The organism is Roseobacter fucihabitans, assembly GCF_014337925.2.
Classification (GTDB): Bacteria; Pseudomonadota; Alphaproteobacteria; order Rhodobacterales; family Rhodobacteraceae; genus Roseobacter; species Roseobacter fucihabitans.
The window spans coordinates 1,404,024-1,420,435 of sequence record NZ_CP143423.1; the positions used below are offsets into that span (position 1 = coordinate 1,404,024).

The window sequence follows — 16,412 nt, forward strand, 5'->3', positions numbered from 1 at the left end:
CACCCCATATCCGGCGCACCGTCTAGTTTTTCCAAGCATACTCTAACTGAAGCGCCACGAGACGCGCAGTGGCCTCTCCATAGCGGTTCGCAATGTCCGAAAGTGTGGATGCAAGTGCATTTGCTGGTCGACCCTCGTAAGCTGGGATCTGCGGCAATGCTGCGCCCTCAGCAGCACCGAGGTCTGGAACAAAACGCATTCCGTTAAAAGATGCGACTTCGCCTACATCGCCGTCAGAATACGTGGGCAACGTTGACTTGTATGTACGGGACCAACTGTCTGCAACAAAGGCTAGTTCCAGTTCATCTGTTCCACTGTCCATTTGCATTCCGAGTTGTTCGTTACCCGAGACAAAGTTTGATGCTACCCGAAACACATGTTGCGTTTTCAATCGGAACGCCGCGCTATCGTGTGCCTGCCCGAAATCTGCCAACCCTAGTGCAGCCGCACTTTGTTCGGCGCGGGACCGCCCCAAAATTGCTTCGACCAACGTCAATGCAAAGGGCAGTGATGCCGAAACGCCTGTTGTCGTCGCAACGCCCCGATCCGCAAGATACCGGTTGTTCAGCTGCAACTTCGTCGTCGGGCTGATGCGGACCAATTTGTCACGATCATACCAGTGCGTTGTTGCGCGCCTGTCAACCAAGAGGCCTGCATGGGCAAGGACCAGTGCTCCCGAACAAACACCCGCGACAATCGCCTGTGTTTCACTTTGCTGTCGCAGCCAATTTGCCGCGACTGGGTTCTTTGGATTGTGGAACGCGGGAACAATCACATAATCCGCACCTTCAGGATGCATTTCGTCAAATTGGTCAACCGTCATGTCAGGTCGAATTCTTAAGGCTGGCATCAGTTGAACATCGCCTGGCTCGGTGCTGACAATGATCACATCAGCGGCATCCGAACGCTTTAAAACGCTCCACGGGACGATCAGATCGGTCGCTTCGCTGCCTTGGTTGTCAGCAAGAATTGCAACGACGGGTCGCTTTCGCTTTGGGGGCTGCAGTGCCGCGAGTGTGTCTGATCGTGTGATGACATCAGCCTCAGGGGCGCTCTGGTCTATCGTCTCGATCCGCCCAGTTGAACACGCGACAATAGACACAACGCTGGCCGCACCCGCACCCAACACAAATACACGTCTTTTCACAGCTTTTCCTTTTCTAATTTCAGGCTGAATGCTACGAGATCGCCATGAATGGCGTAAATGACATAGTATCCGCGAAAAATGCCAATCAACGTCAAATGGTCATTGTTCTTTTTGACGGTGCGAACGCATTAGGTGTCGCCGGACCGGGCAATGTCTTTGCACGCGCGAACCAATTGATGCCAGGCTCATATGATGTTGTTTATGCGGGCCTGAACTCGCAGCCCGTCCAAGCAGAATGCGGCCTGCAAATCACAGGCCTGACACCGCTCGCAGAGATCAATCACCCAATTGACACCATTATTGTGTCAGGGGGGTCTGAAGAGGGACTGTTTACCGCTGGCAGTGATGGAAAGCTCGTTTTGTGGCTACAGCAACGTCGAAAGACGACACGACGCATAGGCAGCGTTTGCACCGGCGCTTTCGTCCTTGCAGCCTCTGGGCTGGCGGATGATCGACCTATCGTATCTCATTGGGCGTCATGCGATCTTTTGGCGACGCTGTTTCCACGGGTCAGGGTCGTACCGGAGGCGTTGTATATCAATGATGGTGATATTTTCTCCAGTGCTGGTGTGGCGGCAGGGATAGATCTTGCCTTGGCGTTGGTTGAAGACGACTAGGGCACGACATTGCGCTTGAAGTTGCAAAATCGCTTGTGCTCTTTTTGCGGCGATCTGGCGGGCAGTCTCAGTTCAGCAATACATTAAAGGCGCAGCACGCCGAAGGCGGCCGCTTTGCAGACCTACTTGCGTGGATCGCCGATAATCTTGCGGATGATCTGTCGAATACACGGCTTGCCGCGCGTGCAAATATGTCGGACCGGACCTTTGCCCGCCGGTTCCAATCAGACTTGGGGGCAACACCCGCAGCTTATGTCCGGTTGATGCGGGTCGAGGCGGCGCAACGTCTTTTGACCACAACCAAGCTTTCATCCAAGATCATTGCATTTCAGGTTGGCTTTCAATCGGTGGACGCATTTGAGGCTGCTGTAAAGACAACGGTAGGCAAGTCGCCTCTCGCGTTTCGGGAAACATTCGAAAAACAGTGAGCCAGCAGAGAAAAGCCGCATCTGGGAAAAATCAAGTTTCACGGTTAGGGTGTTAGCGGTAGCCTGCTGAGTAGAGACGCAGCTGATGACAAGGGCGCTGGCCGCAACTGGAGAGCTTTAGCGCTATAAAACTGCTGCCGCTGCAAATGCGAATACATGTTGCGTCAGTAATGATGACAACTGCAAAAGCCCGGAACGTCCCGCAATTCAGTTATCCGATCCGTTTGTGGCGAAAAGAAAATACTGATCCCAGATGCTCACCACGCTCAATGACCGCTTCGATGACATGGTCTATGCCGCGACAGCGACTTTCAACTCGTCGTCCAAACCACGATCGAGGAGTCGCCCGACAATGGGATCGTTTAGGCCGTCGCTTGCAAGGACATAGTTAGCTGTGCTGCGCGCGATGCCGCGTGCTGTAAGTCCGCGATGGATGCGCTTGATGATGTCGCCGCGCTCGCCGAGTTCGCGCAAGGTTGGTTCTGTGTCTTCGTCCATCACCCATTGGCCTGGGCCAACTTGATCGGCCAGACCAAGTGTTTCCAATTTGCGCAACCGGCCGATCTTGAGCGCATGATGGTCGTCAGGCTTATGGCCAGACACCGGCGCGAGATCAATAATGCCGAGGCGATTGGCGTCTCGTGCAAGCTGCCGATCGAGGTTGGTCCAACTTTCGCTGTCGATCTGGCGTTCGAGCGTGTTGCGAATGTCGCGGTCTGTCCGGTGGCCAAGGTCTTGCGTGATCAGATCTTGAGCCCGCGCCCGCATCCCCTCCTTGATATAGTCGCGCGCGATGACGAGATCTTCGCCATTATCGGCACGACCCCGAGCGATGACATGGATGTGAGGGTGTTCGGTGTTCCAGTGATCGACGCCGATCCAATCCAGTTTTGTGCCCAGATCCTTTTCCGCCTGGTGCATCAGGTCGCGTGTGAAGGATTTGAGGTCACTCATATCCATGGCGTCTTCTGGGGAGACGATGAAGCGGAAATGGTGCCGGTCCTCTTCGCAACGTTCCGCAAATGTCTTGGCATCCACGTCGTCTTCGGCAGGTCCGAACATCCGGGCGTCTTCTCCATCCCTAGTGACGCCTTCGCGTTGCAGGTAGGCAAGATGGGTGACAAGCGGAGCGCTGCGTGCGGTGTGGCGGACCACGCGCGTCTTAATAACGGCAATCCGCGAACGGCTCGTGAGCCTGTGGTTGGCCTGAACGGTGGCGCGTCTGCCGCGCCCGAAGGATGAGCGGCTGCCCGACGTGATCTTGCCGGACCGAGAGACGCGACCACCGGCACGCTGTGTGGCTGCCAAGGCCTGGGCGATGAAGGGTCGCGCTCTCTGGCTGCTTGATGATCGAATGCGGCCGGGTCGGATGCGGAAGTCGTCTTCGCTCATGACAGCAGCTCCACACATCGCGCTAAGATGTTGAACTCACTGCGGAAGGATTTGATTTGCAGGCTGCGCTGATGATGCGCACCTCGCGAAATCGTCATGTAAGTCTCTGATATCACACTCCACAACCGCGGCACGCATCGTGCCCTTTTATCTCGCCATCCCTTTCCTCTGTCTCCTGTTGCACACCTCTTGATACCCCAGCCTGCGCGGTAGACCTCTAGGGTGCGATTTCGCCTCATGCCCATCATTGTGAGGGATCCGAGCGAGATGGTGTGACGAATATCCCGTCCGGACGATCCGCTGACGGGGCAAGGGCATGCGGACCCAAAGCTCTCGGATCGGCGTCAGATTGACGGTATATCTGCGGTTGAGCTGTTGTCGGTGCGCCATCGACAGGCGCTACAAAGAGCGCGGCGTCACGCCAATCCGCCGGTCGTACGGTGGTATGACGGCTGCCCGGCGGACACTCTGATCCGATCATCGGCGCAAGCATCGCGACGTAGGCGCGGGTTTCGCGCGGCAGTGGACGTCCCGTCGCGAGATGCTCCGCATAGCGGTTTGGACCCGCGTTGTAGGCGGCGAGAAAGCCCGGCGCGCCGAAGAGATCGTACATCTCGCGCAGGTAAGCCGTGCCGCCGAGGATGTTATCGCGGGGCTCGAAGGGGTCGTTGCCGAGACGGTGGCGGAGGCGCAGTTCCGTCCAGGTGCCGGGCATGATCTGCATCAGACCCATTGCTCCGGCGGTGGAGACGGCGGTCACCCGACCCGCACTTTCCACCTCCATCACCGCCCTGATCCAGTGCTCTGGAATACCGAAACGCTGCGACGCTTCGGCGATATGGTCGGCATGAGGATGCGCGGATGAACGCTCTGCCGCAAAGTTCTGAGCATGTACAGGTATCGGTGGGACGGCATTCACAAGCAGGCCGGAAAGAAGGAGGAGTCGCAAAAGTCGCGTGGGTGATTGCCAACTGCACGTTCGGTTTGGTTGTGGGTTGCGTCGGAGAAACCTTTCGGATCAAGCCACGTGCGATGCGCGCCCGCGATCGCGCCATCGAGATCGGTCACCGATGCAATGAGGGCAGGCCAGGTTTCGGTCTCGGAATGCCGATCTGGTCGGTAGTAGCAGCGAGGATGAAATCGCAGGCTCGCTGTGTTGGACAATGCCGCCAGCCCACGATTGCGCAGGTATGTTGCGGCCAGAGTCCCTACAATCGGCTGCGACATGGCAAATAGCCGTCTGGCTGCTTTCGGCGATCCGGACGGTGCGGGGTTGGATCGGGAGGCCATGTCGCTTGGGCGCTCTGGAAGCGGTAGGCTGAGAAACCGCCGGGCCTCTTGTGCGATATCGGCAAAATCGACGAAACCGCAGGTCTCGCGAATGATGTCGAGCAGATCGCCATGCTCTCCGGTGGCCGCATCGGTCCATTTCCCTGCGGCACCTTTGCCGGAAAGCGTGCCTTTGAAGCGACGACCGCCTGCCGGGATTTCAAACATGCCGGTCTCCGAGCCGTTCTCGTCCAACACGGGCCGCACCGTCAGGCTGGCCAGCAGGGTGCGCCGGGCGATGTCCTCGGCCAGCTCCTCAATCGACACACCAGCCTTGATGTGACGGACGTTGGACTGGCTGAGCAGGAGCTTGTTGAAGGGGATGTCGCGTGAGGCGCTCAGGGTGATTTTCTGTTGCTTGGTCATCGGGGTTCTCCGCGACGGGCCGGCCGGGAACCTCTCTCGACCTTTCAAACCCGTCACGAAAAACCCGGCCCACCTCTTCCTCTGGGGGAGGGACGGACCGGGACAATCTGGGTGCGACGTTGCTCAGGCGGCAGCTTCCAGCAGCTTCTTGGCGCGGGTTTCCATCTCCAGCCGCGCGTCTTGCTGGGGTTTGTTGCGCGCGACCGCCGTGATGCCCTGCACGAAATCAAAGACGCTTTCGGGCGGACGGCCTTCTTCGGTCAGGACGGTGTCGATGATCGTAGATGCCGCTGCTTTCGAGAACCCGCGCTTGCGCAGGAAGTCGGAGCGATCTTCATCTGTCCGTGCGACAATCTTCTCCCGCGCGGCGCGGATGCCGTCGATGAAGGGCGCGGGCGATGAGTTGGCGAAATTCCTGAGGGCCGGGGCGGCCTCATGTGCGAAACGGGACGCGGCATATTTCGAGTGGCGGATCTTGATCTCCTGGAAATCCTCGACGCCCCAGAGGTTGCGGTTCTGGCAGACGGCACGGAGGTAGAAGCTGGCGATGCCCAGCGTTTTGGCACCGACCTCCGAATTCCAGCAGTAGAACCCCCGGAAATAGAGGTCGGGCGAGCCGTCGGGCAGCAACCCCGCCTCGATCGGGTTCAGGTCATCGACCAGGAACAGGAACACATCACGATCCGAGGCATAGAGCGTCGTTGTTTCCTTGGTCACGTCCACACGCGGATTGTAGATGCCCGTAGACCAATCGAGCACGCCCGGCACCTTCCAGCGCGTATCACCGGTGCCGTTGCCCGCGATGCGTTGCACGGCAGAAACAAGCTCGTGATCGTAGATGCGGCCGTAGTCGGGGCCGGTGACAGCGCGCAGTTCCGTGCGCCCGTTCGCGACCTCCATGGTCCTGATCTGCTCTGCCCGGTGGTTGGTCAGCCCATATTGCAGGTTGATGCCTGCAAGCGGTGCGGGCAGTTGGCGCAGATAGGCGGCTGGCGCGCCGACAATGCTCGACAATTGTCCAAAGCTCCAATGCGTCGGCGCGATGGGTTCGTCGGCCCCGGGTAGGACCAACCCCAGTTTCTCGGGGTCATCGCGATGCGCCTCGACCCGGATCGCGGCACTCTCCACGGTCCGTGTTCGGCTCTGCTCAGCGCGGGTTTTCACAGACGCGAAGAGGTCGTCGAGTGACAGGTATCGCTCATCATCGGGGCGCGAGAACCACTCCGACGAGACGCGATCCACGTTTTCACCGCGTGACACATCAACCTTGTAACCGCCACTGGCGTTACGCCCGGCATCGATAATTTGGGTATTCATTGGGTATCTCCCGCGACGGGCGGTCGGGAGCCTCTCTCTCGACCTCCAAACCCGTCACGGGGACAGCCTCCACCCTCTCACGTCGATGGTTGTCCGGATTGAACGCTTCTCGGGACGATTGTCCGATGCTTGTATACAAATTCCGGACAATCTACTTCCATCATGTCCGAAATCATGCTACAGATTTCGGACATGGACAATGCATCAACAGATCTAAAGCGCGATATCCTGACACGGATTGCGAATGGCACGCCGCGTGGCGTCTGGACACCGAGGGATTTTCTGGATCTCGGCGAACGTGATGCCGTGGACAAAGTGCTGCAGCGACTGACGCGGGCAGGGGTTCTGCGCCGGGTGGATCGTGGCCTCTACGATCAACCGTCGACCAATCGCCTGACCCAGAAAGACAGTCCGGCAGATCCCCGCGAAGTGATTGATGCCATCGCACGCCGAGATCAGATACGCGTCCTTGTCGATGGAATGACGGCCGCAAACGATCTGGGTCTCACCAATGCTGTCCCAGCAAAGGTCCTGGTGCATACCGACGCCCGATTAAAATCGATTTCGCTCGGCCAGCTCGACATCGTGTTCAAACCGACAGCTGCCAGCAAGCTCTATTGGGCTGGCCGGCCGGCCATGCGCATTGTGCAAGCTCTGCATTGGTTGCGGGATACGATGGGGCAGGTTGACGAGGATCAGGTGCTGATCCGCCGCCTCACGGCTCTTCTCAATGATCCGACGAAAGGCAAGCGCCTTCGCGACGATCTCGATGACGGGCTGACGACATTGCCCAGTTGGATGCAAAGCCTGTTGCGCCCGATACTCGCAGAGCATGCAGGTGCCACGTGAACCCCGCGTTTGACCGCATTATCTCGGCGGATGACGAGACGCGCCTTGGCCTTTTCACGACAACAGCACAGCGCTTGGGCACCACACCGCAGAATGTCGAAAAGGACTTTTGGGTCTGCTGGACCCTGGACGCGCTGTTCAATGGATTGCCGGACGGGCCAAGGCTTCTGTTCAAAGGCGGTACGTCCTTGTCAAAGGGGTTTGGGCTGATCCGCCGGTTTTCGGAGGATATCGACGTCACAGTGTTCCGGGATGATCTCGGAGAAGCCGCAACCATAGAAGAGCTTGAGGCTTTAAGCGGTAAGAAACGCGCCAAGGCGCTGGATGCGATCAAAGCGGCGTGCGAAACTTATATCCAGGGCCAGTTCTCTGGCGGGCTGAACGAGATTGTTTCGGACGTTGCCGGGCGAAACGGCCTTGATGTGGCTCGGTTTTTTATCGAGCCTGATCCAGAAGACAGCCAAGCGTTGTACCTGCGGTATCCAACCGCGACACCTGATGATGCCTACATCGCCAAGGCTGTGAAAATCGAGTCCGGTGCAAAATCCGCGCTTGATCCCAATTCCGCGCGGAGCATCACTCCCTATCTGGCGGAAGACGTTCCGGATATCGAACTGACTGTTGGGAATGTCACCATCGTTGACGCAGAGCGGACATTTTGGGACAAGATCGTGATCCTGCATGGCCTGCGTCGTTGGTTCGATGCACGCGGAGAACTCAAAGGTAGCGGGCAGCGCGTGTCGCGACACTATTACGATACCTATCAACTTCTGGGGTCGGACCTCGGCGAGAGAGCTTTGACGGATCATGCGCTTGGTGCCGACTGCGTCGCCCACGCGCGTATGTTTTTTAACCGCCCAGCCTTTGATCTCGCGACGGCAGTTACACCGACATTTTCCATCAGTCCCCTTGGAAAAATGCTCGATGACCTGCGCCGTGACTACCGCGCGATGTCGGGCATGATCTTCGGACAAGCGCCGCCTTTCGATGCCGTGATCGAGCGGATTGCTGATTTGGAACAAAGGCTCAACACAACGCCGACGGGGTCGAAGGGCGTTTTGGATGGAAATTCATGATATTTGCAACGAACAGAGCCGATCATAAAGACAAGGCCCATGGATTGGTGCATAAATCAGGTGCGCAATTAAACTGCATGGTCTAGAATATCCTCATGCTTATTGGTTACGCCAGAGTGTCCAGCCAGGGACAATCCCTTGATCGCCAGATTGGTGCCTTGAACACAGCCAAAGCGGACAAGATCTTTCGTGAAGTAGCGTCGGGCCGGACAGTCAAAGGCCGACCTCAGTTAGAACGAGCCATTGATGTTTTGGGGGCAGGGGACATCCTCGTCATCGCTGAATGGGACAGGGCGACCAGATCGATGATGGACGGGATCAATATCATCCAGCGCGTCGCGGACAGATCGGCGACCGTCAAGGTCTTGGACAAACCATGGCTCGACCTGACAACCCCGATGGGCAAAGGGATTCTAGCCTTCCTTTCAGCTTTGGCTGAGGACGAGCGAGAACGTATCACCCGGCGCGCCAATGAAGGCCGACAGATCGCTATCGCCAATGGAACAAGGTTTGGACGCAAGCCAAAGCTGACAGAGCACCAGCGGCAACTTGCCCGTGACCGCATGGCCAACGGAGACACTTGCCGCGCGATCGCATTGGATTTGGGTGTGGCTCATACCACGATATCAAGATTACGGTGACGGAACCTAGCGTACAGCGATCGACAGCAAGGGCAAAACGACATTTCATTAGAAATAGAACTGGAAGTCCAAAGCACTATTGGAAGTGTTAATCGACCTCGTACTTGCGGATTTCATCCAAGTACAGCCTATCGCTCTGGTCCTTGAACTTTGACTTGTTTTGCTCAAGCGCCTCAAACTTATCCAAAATGCTTCGATAGATGATGAGGTGGGCCTGATTTTGAAGACTGTCCGCGTCGATCTGGTCTGGTCTTGTCGCGGTTGCGTTCCGGTCTCTCAACTCATTTAGGCAGCCTTTCGTTCGAAGGCCAAGGGGCTTTTGCCACCTAATGACGAGTGCCGCCGTCGTGGATTGTAGAACCCATTGATATACTGGAAAATCGCCCCTTCGGCTTTACGCCTGGTTTCCCAGCGGTTGCGCCAAATCAGCTCTGCCTTGAGTGATTTGAAGAACGTTTCAACCATGGAATTGTCGTAGCAGTTTCCCTTACCGCTCATCGAAACTTGGAAGCCGTGTTTAGACAGCCGTTTCTGATAGTCGCCTGAACAATATTGCGACCCGCGATCCGTATGATGCATGCAGCCCTTCGGCGGTTGCCGCAGTGCCACAGCCATATCCAATGCTCGGATCGCCAGATCCCGCTTCATACGATTGCTAACCGCCCAACCGATGACACGACGGGAATACAAATCAAGGATCACTGCCAGATACAACCAGCCCTCACTGGTCCAGATGTAGGAAATGTCATCGGCCCACTTTTGGTTTGGACCATCTGCAAAGAAGTCCTGGCCCAGCAAGTTAGGGGCGATGTTAAACGCATGATTGCTGTCGGTCGTAACCTTGTATTTCTGGGTCCTGATGATTTTGATGCTATTCTCCCGCATTAAGCGGCCCACGCGCCGGTGCCCAACTTGCAGACCCAGTTCTTGCAGTTCTTCGGTCATGCGAGGCCCGCCATAGCTTTGCAGGCTTAAGCGGTGCTGTTCGCGGATATGCGCCAGGATCACCATATCGTCGCGCTGTCGCTGGCTCATCGGGCGGCTTCGCCACGCGCGAAATCCTCGCGACGTAACCTGCATGACGCGGCAAAGAAATTCGACAGGCCATTCTTCTTTCCAGGCGTCGATAAAGGCGAACCTCACCGACTTTGGCCTGCAAAGAAGATTGCCGCTTTTTTTAACACTTCCCTCTCCTCGCGAAGCAACCGAACTTCCTTGCGAAGGCGTTCGTTCTCTTTCTCGACATCCTCGTGAGGACCCGACATCAGGTTGTCATGCTGATGCTTTTGAACCCACTTGTTCAACGTCGAAAGCCCAACTCCTAAATCCGCTGCCGCTTGCGGTCGTGTCAGCCCACTGGTCGTTGCGATGCGTACTGCATCAAGACGAAACTCGTCTGTGTATCTCGGTGCCATTCTCTATCTCCTTCATAGCAAACATTGCTCGAAAGAGACCGGAACTAAAACGTGGCAAGACCAGGACGGACAAATGAAGGCACGATTTACGGATGAACAGATCATTGCGATGATCAAGGAACAGGAAGCTGGTGAGAAGACCGCTGATGTGTGTCGGCGGCATGGGATCAGTTCAGCGACGTTCTACAAATACAAATCGAAGTATGGCGGTATGGAGCCTTCTGATGCGAAGCGGTTGCGGGCGTTGGAAGACGAGAACGGCAAGCTGAAGAAGTTGCTGGCGGAACAGATGCTGGACAACGCGATGCTGCGAGACATCAATTCAAAAAAATGGTGACGCCCGTTGGGAAGCGGAAAGCAGTGGTGCATTTGATGGAAGCCCATCAAGTCAGTCAGCGGCGGGCGTGTGATGTTTTGCAGATCGATAGATCAACGGTGCGGTATCTGTCGCGCCGAGGCGATGATGGTGAACTAAGGGATGCCATCAAACGGGTTTCGAGGGAACGGCGACGGTTTGGTTGCCGCCGCATCCACGTGATAATTGCGCGGGAGGGTTTTGAGGTGAACCACAAGAAAGTGAGGCGGATCTACCGTGAAGAGAAGCTGCAGGTTCGGCGCAGAGGCGGCAGAAAGCGCGCTTTGGGCACTCGGAAGCCAATGGTGCTACCCGACGGTCCGAACCAACGCTGGAGCTTGGATTTCGTGTCTGACGCGCTGACGGATGGCCGCCGCTTTCGCATTCTTGCGGTAGTCGATGACTTCAGTCGCGAGAACTTGGTGCTGGTGGCTGACACATCGTTGTCTGGTCACCGCGTTGCACGTGAACTGGACAAGGTAATCGCTGAACACGGCATGCCGAAGACAATAGTTTCGGACAACGGAACTGAGTTCACCAGCATGGCGATCCTCAAATGGGTTCAGGATACAGGTATCGACTGGCATTACATTGCACCTGGAAAGCCCCAGCAGAACGGCTTCGTCGAAAGCTTCAACGGTAAGCTGCGCCCCTCTCGTGCATGTAAACATGCACTGCCGGGCAGTGGATGAATGTCTCAATGAAACGTTGTTTGGCACATTGCGGGATGCCCGCAAAACGCTTGAGGAATGGCAGGAGGATTACAACTGGCGCAGACCACACTCAGCTTTGGGGAACCTGACCCCGATGGAATTCTTGCAGAGAAGGATCATGGACAAGATGGCCGCTTAAGGTCAAAGATTTAACCCCAAGGACTCCGCCCAAAGCTGGAGGGAACTTGGGGCTCAGGTCACTATATGACTTCAAATCCAAACCGAACTTTCGCTGCGACTGCGCCAACGTTGGCTTCTCTGCAAACCCGTCACTCCCGGTCTTCAGGCGCCAAACATAGAAGTATCTATAATAAAATGCGCCCTCAAATCTTTCGTTAAGTCCTGCGCGCTATCTATGCCTCGAAGTACTTTGAGGACTTGATGCTATGCGCAACACAATTGGGACGTATAATATAGAGATATTGGTTTGTATCGTAGCAGTGGTAGCATACTTCTTCGCCGCCGAAGCTGAGGCTTTTGAGGCCTTTTTTGAATTCAGCCGATCGCACGAGGATTGGGATCTGGACGAGATGATCCTCATTTACACGATTGGGGCGGCCGTTCTCCCGTTTCTGCTTATCCGGGCAAACAAGCGGCTGCGACAGGCCATATCTGCTGCCTCCGATGCTGAGAAAAGTGCCCAACATGCAGCCAGGCACGATACGCTGACGGGTCTGTACAATCGACGCTACTTTTATCAGTTGCTGAACGAAGCTATTCAAGATGTAACACGGGAGGACGTTCCAGCCGTTTTTCTGCTTGATTTGGACCGATTCAAAGCCGTTAACGACCTGCGGGGGCATGAAAGTGGTGATTTGGTTCTACAGGAAATCACCAAACGCATCCAGAGGTGTTGTGGCAAAGGGTGCCACATCTCACGCCTGGGCGGGGACGAGTTTGCGATCCTGCTGTCAGACGATCCACACTTCAAAACTTCAACGAGCCTCGCGAGGAGGCTATTGCGGGAAATCGGAGAGCCTATCCATATCAATGGGTGGACGGCAACAGTTGGATCAAGCATTGGGATTTGCCATTGGCGGGAAGGCGAAAACCCACATTCGATTGTGCGCCACGCTGACCAGGCCATGTATAAAGCCAAGGCCGAAGGGCGCGGACGCTATGCCTTCTTTGACAAGAATTTGGGCGACGAGTTGCAAAGGCAGGCTCTGCTCGAAGCAGAATTAAGGACAGCCGTATCGCAGATGGATATCGAGCCGTTTTTCCAACCTATCATTAACATTGATGACGGTCAGGTATGCGGCTTAGAGGTACTTTCGCGTTGGACAAGCCCGACGCTGGGCCCGGTTCAGCCAGATGTATTCATTCAACTTGCAGAGGATATGGGGCTGATCGGTTCAATAACCTGGCAGTCGATGCGGAAAGCCCTAAAGCTGGCTTCGGAATGGGATGATACGGTATTTATCGCATTCAACCTGTCTCCGCGTCTTTTTGATGATGAGTTGCTTCAAAATATCCAGTGGCAACTGGCTGAATCGGGTCTAGCCCCAAGCCGCCTAGAAATCGAGATTACTGAAAGTGCCGTGATCGGAAACATCGAAGAGGCGAAGAAGTCGCTCGATGCACTGAAAGACCTTGGCGTCCGAATTTCGCTGGACGATTTTGGAACAGGATTTTCCAGCCTTGCAACGCTGAGCAAATTGCCGTTCGACAAAATCAAGATTGATAAGAGTTTTGTGACGGGCGTCGATGATACCCCTCAAAACGCCAAAATTGTAAGTGCGATCCTGGCACTTGCACAATCCATGGAAATCTCAGTCACCGCTGAAGGAATAGAGACTGATGCTGATCTTGATTTCTTGTCAGTCCGGGATTGTCGCCAAGGACAAGGCTATCTATTTGCAAAAGCTTTGGATCCCCAAAGCGTTTCGAACTTTCTCGAGCAAACCAATGGATCAAGTACAGGCAAACCCAGCCTCAAGGCCGTTTGATCCGTGACATGGGATCGTTCATCTAATGGTTTTGCTTTAGATCATTGAAACCCATTCACGAACATGATCATTTTTGACCAAGTCTGTCAGGGCGATTGTAACCAAATCGCAACCTCGCAATTTGCTATTAAGCGAAGGCCCTAAACCAAACTTGGACTAGTTGACGACACGATCATCAAAGACGAGCAAACTGTCGACATATTGTCATCTGGTTTCGCCCCCCATTCGTAAAATGGTAAGATTTCTCTTTTATTTACGCTTCTTATGGCAACGTATGATTACGCAGGATATGATGACGACCAGATCACGTGGCCCGGTGGGACTGTGTCCAACGGGGACGCGATTACGTTTACCCAGCCTGCCGACCACCTCATCCAGATCACCGATAATGACACTCGCCTGGAAGATGGCACCGACGATCGCGATGATGAGGACAGTAACCAGACCGCGATCGTTTATGACGAGTTTGGCGCGGTCGAAACCTCGGGCCAAGTGCAGCCGCGTGACGAAATCACGCTGAGCGACGGCACCAACAACTATTTCATGACAGAGGTCTACATTGCCTCAAGCAACTCCTATTACTACATCTTCCAAGATCCCGCGCCCTCAATGAACGTGGAATACACTGTCACCAATGTCTCCAACCCGAACACCACGAATTACTCTGAGCTGTCGGCAGAAGGTGTCGCCTGTTTCACCACCGGGACCCTGATCGCGACGCCAGAGGGGGACCGCACAGTCGAGGCGTTACAGGCAGGGGATTTGGTGACCACGCTTGATCGTAGGCCACAGCCGATCCTCTGGATCGGGCGGCGTCATATCACATGGTTCGAAATGCGAAGCCACAAGGGGCTGCGCCCATTCATGGTGCGCGCGGACAGTTTCGGCCCGGGGTGCCCCGTCACCGATACGCGGTTTTCGCGGCAGCATCGCGTTCTGCTGACGGCGCGAATGGTATCGCACCCGAAGATCGGCCCAGCAGGGGCTCTCGCACCGGTCCATACCCTGACGGGCGTTGCCGGTATCAACGAACAATGCCCAACGGCGGGGATCACCTATTTCCACATTCTTACGAAACACCACAACCTGCTCTGGTCGAACGGAATAGCGACCGAGACTTTGCTCCTCACCGCCTACAGCAATGGACTGATAGATCGACAACCCGATGCGATTGTCGGGACACCGCCCGATTTCGGCCTTGGTGGAATGGCCCCCGCGCGGCCCATCCTACACAACAAGTTGGCGCGACGAATTGCCGAGAAGATCGAACGGTCGCACAACTTGCGCGTGATGGCGCTTGCGCATTGATTGAGCCAAGTTTTCATATTGGCGTGATTGGCTGGGGCACGCTTTTTTCCAACAATTGAAAGGCCCTCAGAATACAAGAAATATTTCGGAAAGCCGCCGTTCAGGTCCACGCAGTGAAGGGTCACTAAGTCTGCGACCTTTAAATTCACCGCGTGATCCATGTTGCAGGCTGCACCAATGGCCGTTCCTCTCGCCGCGCGACGGCATGATGGTTTTCGTTCACGGCGCATTTATTGTGCTGCGAGCGCACGCAGCGCGGAAACCCAATTCACAGTATGGGCTCATTGCCGCCATGCGGTGATGCAGCACACCTAGATCAAAGAGTGAAATAATACCTGCCGTTGCGCCCATTAGTGCCCAAATTCCGAAAATCGTTGCGTGACTGACACTTGCCTGCGTTGCTAACGACGGTCGCGGCCATTGGGATTGAACTTGCAGCCGTTCGTGCAGAGCGCAGCGAATTCAACGGCAGAGCCCAAATTCACCAATGCTGCAAGTTGGATGAATGCCTGCTTGCGTTGGATCAGGACTTGAAACGGACGTTTTCATTCTCGATTTACGAGGTCTTAAATCAACACAGTCTATGATCTGGAAAATACCGAAATTTTCAGGAGAACCCGATGATCGGATCAGTGTCGCTCAATACCACTTCCATGCCACGCCCAGCCGAGGTGGCTAAACAAGCGGAACAACCCAAACCAAAGCAAGAATTCAAAGTGGAGCTGCCCCTAGGCGTAAAAAAAGATGTTTCCGACTCGACATCGTCTCCCGCTTCCGATGCAACCCCGGAAACGGGTCGATCCATGCAGGAGTACTATGAGCGCAAGCTCCAATCTGAAAATAGATGGCTTGAAGCAAAAACGCGCCAAAAACAGGACATGAAGGAATGGGCGGAACGAATTCCGGGCCAAATTGGAGAAGTTCGAGAACAGATTTCCACCGCAGGACCGGACGCGATTGGCGGTCTCACGGACCGGCTGGCATCCCTGAACAGTACGCTAATTTCGGTTTCGAAAAACTATGCGGAAATCGTTGAGGGCTGGGATGAATTCGTTGCCGAGAAGAATGACAATATTGCCAAGTGGAGTGCTCAACTTGATGCACGGGCAGGCGATAGCGCATAAGCATAAGGCAGGCATGGCTCGGCAAAGCCGCCATTGGTGCCATCGCAGCGAAAGCTCACTAAGTTTAAGGTTTTTCGATGCGGGCCTGTGCGCGACTTTTCGGCTTAGTGTGAGTGTGGCCCGCGTTGGGAAACATGACTAGGAGGAAGCCGTGGGGTCTGGGCGCGCGCTATGGGGGAAGCGCCAATCAGGTTCAGCCGAGGATGCTGCGAGATGGAATTGCTTGGCATCATTTCTCATGGATTGGTGCCCTTGAGCGTCTTTTTCGGAGTGGCTTGGCACCAGTTTGGGCGCATTGGACGCCATCAATTTTCCTTCACCCAAGCCGATACCAGCCCAAAACGCGATGCAGTTCGGGGAATGGTCTTTGATTGATGACGTGCGCC

General features: G+C 55.5%; 14 protein-coding genes and 2 pseudogenes. 10 read left to right on the plus strand and 6 right to left on the minus strand.

All coding sequences use genetic code 11. The annotated features are described in order from the left end of the window. Positions 1-22: 22 nt before the first annotated feature. Positions 23-1,147 (minus strand): DJ-1/PfpI family protein, encoded by a 1,125-nt coding sequence (locus ROLI_RS07025; RefSeq protein WP_187431822.1) that lies wholly within the window; start codon positions 1,145-1,147, stop codon positions 23-25. Positions 1,148-1,191: 44 nt separating this feature from the next. Between ROLI_RS07025 and ROLI_RS07030 the strand changes: the two genes are divergently transcribed. Together ROLI_RS07030 and ROLI_RS07035 are read left to right on the plus strand one after the other, a co-directional pair. Further along, on the plus strand, positions 1,192-1,764 hold the full coding sequence (locus ROLI_RS07030) for a GlxA family transcriptional regulator (RefSeq protein ID WP_187431821.1): 573 nt from the start codon (positions 1,192-1,194) through the stop codon (positions 1,762-1,764). A 44-nt stretch (positions 1,765-1,808) separates the two neighbouring features. Continuing rightward, positions 1,809-2,192: a helix-turn-helix domain-containing protein gene (locus tag ROLI_RS07035; protein WP_187431820.1), complete on the plus strand. Its 384-nt coding sequence runs from the start codon at positions 1,809-1,811 to the stop codon at positions 2,190-2,192. Between the two features lie 291 nt (positions 2,193-2,483). Here the strand turns inward: ROLI_RS07035 and ROLI_RS07040 are convergent, their stop codons facing one another. The 4 genes and pseudogenes from ROLI_RS07040 to ROLI_RS07060 all read right to left on the minus strand — a co-directional run bounded on the left by ROLI_RS07040 (position 2,484) and on the right by ROLI_RS07060 (position 6,596). Beyond that, on the minus strand, positions 2,484-3,584 hold the full coding sequence (locus ROLI_RS07040) for a relaxase/mobilization nuclease domain-containing protein (RefSeq protein WP_222869679.1): 1,101 nt from the start codon (positions 3,582-3,584) through the stop codon (positions 2,484-2,486). 244 nt (positions 3,585-3,828) lie between these two features. After that, positions 3,829-4,503, minus strand: a complete 675-nt coding sequence (locus ROLI_RS07045) for a lytic transglycosylase domain-containing protein (RefSeq protein WP_316247495.1) — start codon at positions 4,501-4,503, stop codon at positions 3,829-3,831. A gap of 542 nt (positions 4,504-5,045) precedes the next feature. Beyond that, positions 5,046-5,279, minus strand: a pseudogene (locus ROLI_RS07055) (DNA-binding protein); the annotation flags it as partial. A 123-nt stretch (positions 5,280-5,402) separates the two neighbouring features. After that, the gene (locus ROLI_RS07060) at positions 5,403-6,596 is read right to left on the minus strand and encodes a DUF932 domain-containing protein (RefSeq protein ID WP_187431817.1); all 1,194 of its coding nucleotides are present in this window, start codon (positions 6,594-6,596) and stop codon (positions 5,403-5,405) included. A 192-nt stretch (positions 6,597-6,788) separates the two neighbouring features. Between ROLI_RS07060 and ROLI_RS07065 the strand changes: the two genes are divergently transcribed. The 3 genes from ROLI_RS07065 to ROLI_RS07075 all read left to right on the plus strand — a co-directional run bounded on the left by ROLI_RS07065 (position 6,789) and on the right by ROLI_RS07075 (position 9,162). Next, positions 6,789-7,445 (plus strand): DUF6088 family protein, encoded by a 657-nt coding sequence (locus ROLI_RS07065; RefSeq protein ID WP_187431839.1) that lies wholly within the window; start codon positions 6,789-6,791, stop codon positions 7,443-7,445. Beyond that, a complete protein-coding gene (locus tag ROLI_RS07070; protein ID WP_187431816.1) occupies positions 7,442-8,521 on the plus strand; it encodes a nucleotidyl transferase AbiEii/AbiGii toxin family protein in 1,080 nt (359 codons plus the stop codon). Before ROLI_RS07065 ends, ROLI_RS07070 begins: the two co-directional genes overlap by 4 nt. Positions 8,522-8,616: 95 nt before the next feature. Then, the gene (locus ROLI_RS07075) at positions 8,617-9,162 is read left to right on the plus strand and encodes a recombinase family protein (RefSeq protein WP_187431815.1); all 546 of its coding nucleotides are present in this window, start codon (positions 8,617-8,619) and stop codon (positions 9,160-9,162) included. A gap of 285 nt (positions 9,163-9,447) precedes the next feature. On the opposite strand, the gene ROLI_RS07080 is transcribed toward ROLI_RS07075, so the two are convergent. Then, positions 9,448-10,577, minus strand: a protein-coding gene (locus tag ROLI_RS07080; protein ID WP_338469156.1) for an IS3 family transposase whose coding sequence is annotated in 2 segments (ribosomal slippage) — positions 9,448-10,331 and positions 10,331-10,577 — 1,131 coding nt in all. Because the reading frame shifts where the segments join, the coding sequence is not laid out codon by codon here. Positions 10,578-10,650: 73 nt separating this feature from the next. Between ROLI_RS07080 and ROLI_RS07085 the strand changes: the two are divergent. From ROLI_RS07085 to ROLI_RS07105, 5 genes and pseudogenes are all read left to right on the plus strand, one after another. Then, positions 10,651-11,784, plus strand: a pseudogene (locus tag ROLI_RS07085) (IS3 family transposase). 247 nt (positions 11,785-12,031) lie between these two features. Then, on the plus strand, positions 12,032-13,594 hold the full coding sequence (locus tag ROLI_RS07090; protein WP_187432347.1) for a bifunctional diguanylate cyclase/phosphodiesterase: 1,563 nt from the start codon (positions 12,032-12,034) through the stop codon (positions 13,592-13,594). Positions 13,595-13,858: 264 nt separating this feature from the next. After that, a complete protein-coding gene (locus ROLI_RS07095; protein ID WP_187432346.1) occupies positions 13,859-14,902 on the plus strand; it encodes a Hint domain-containing protein in 1,044 nt (347 codons plus the stop codon). A 620-nt stretch (positions 14,903-15,522) separates the two neighbouring features. Continuing rightward, a complete protein-coding gene (locus ROLI_RS07100) occupies positions 15,523-16,026 on the plus strand; it encodes a hypothetical protein (RefSeq protein ID WP_187432345.1) in 504 nt (167 codons plus the stop codon). A 213-nt stretch (positions 16,027-16,239) separates the two neighbouring features. Beyond that, the gene (locus tag ROLI_RS07105) at positions 16,240-16,401 is read left to right on the plus strand and encodes a hypothetical protein (protein WP_187431425.1); all 162 of its coding nucleotides are present in this window, start codon (positions 16,240-16,242) and stop codon (positions 16,399-16,401) included. Positions 16,402-16,412: the final 11 nt, after the last annotated feature.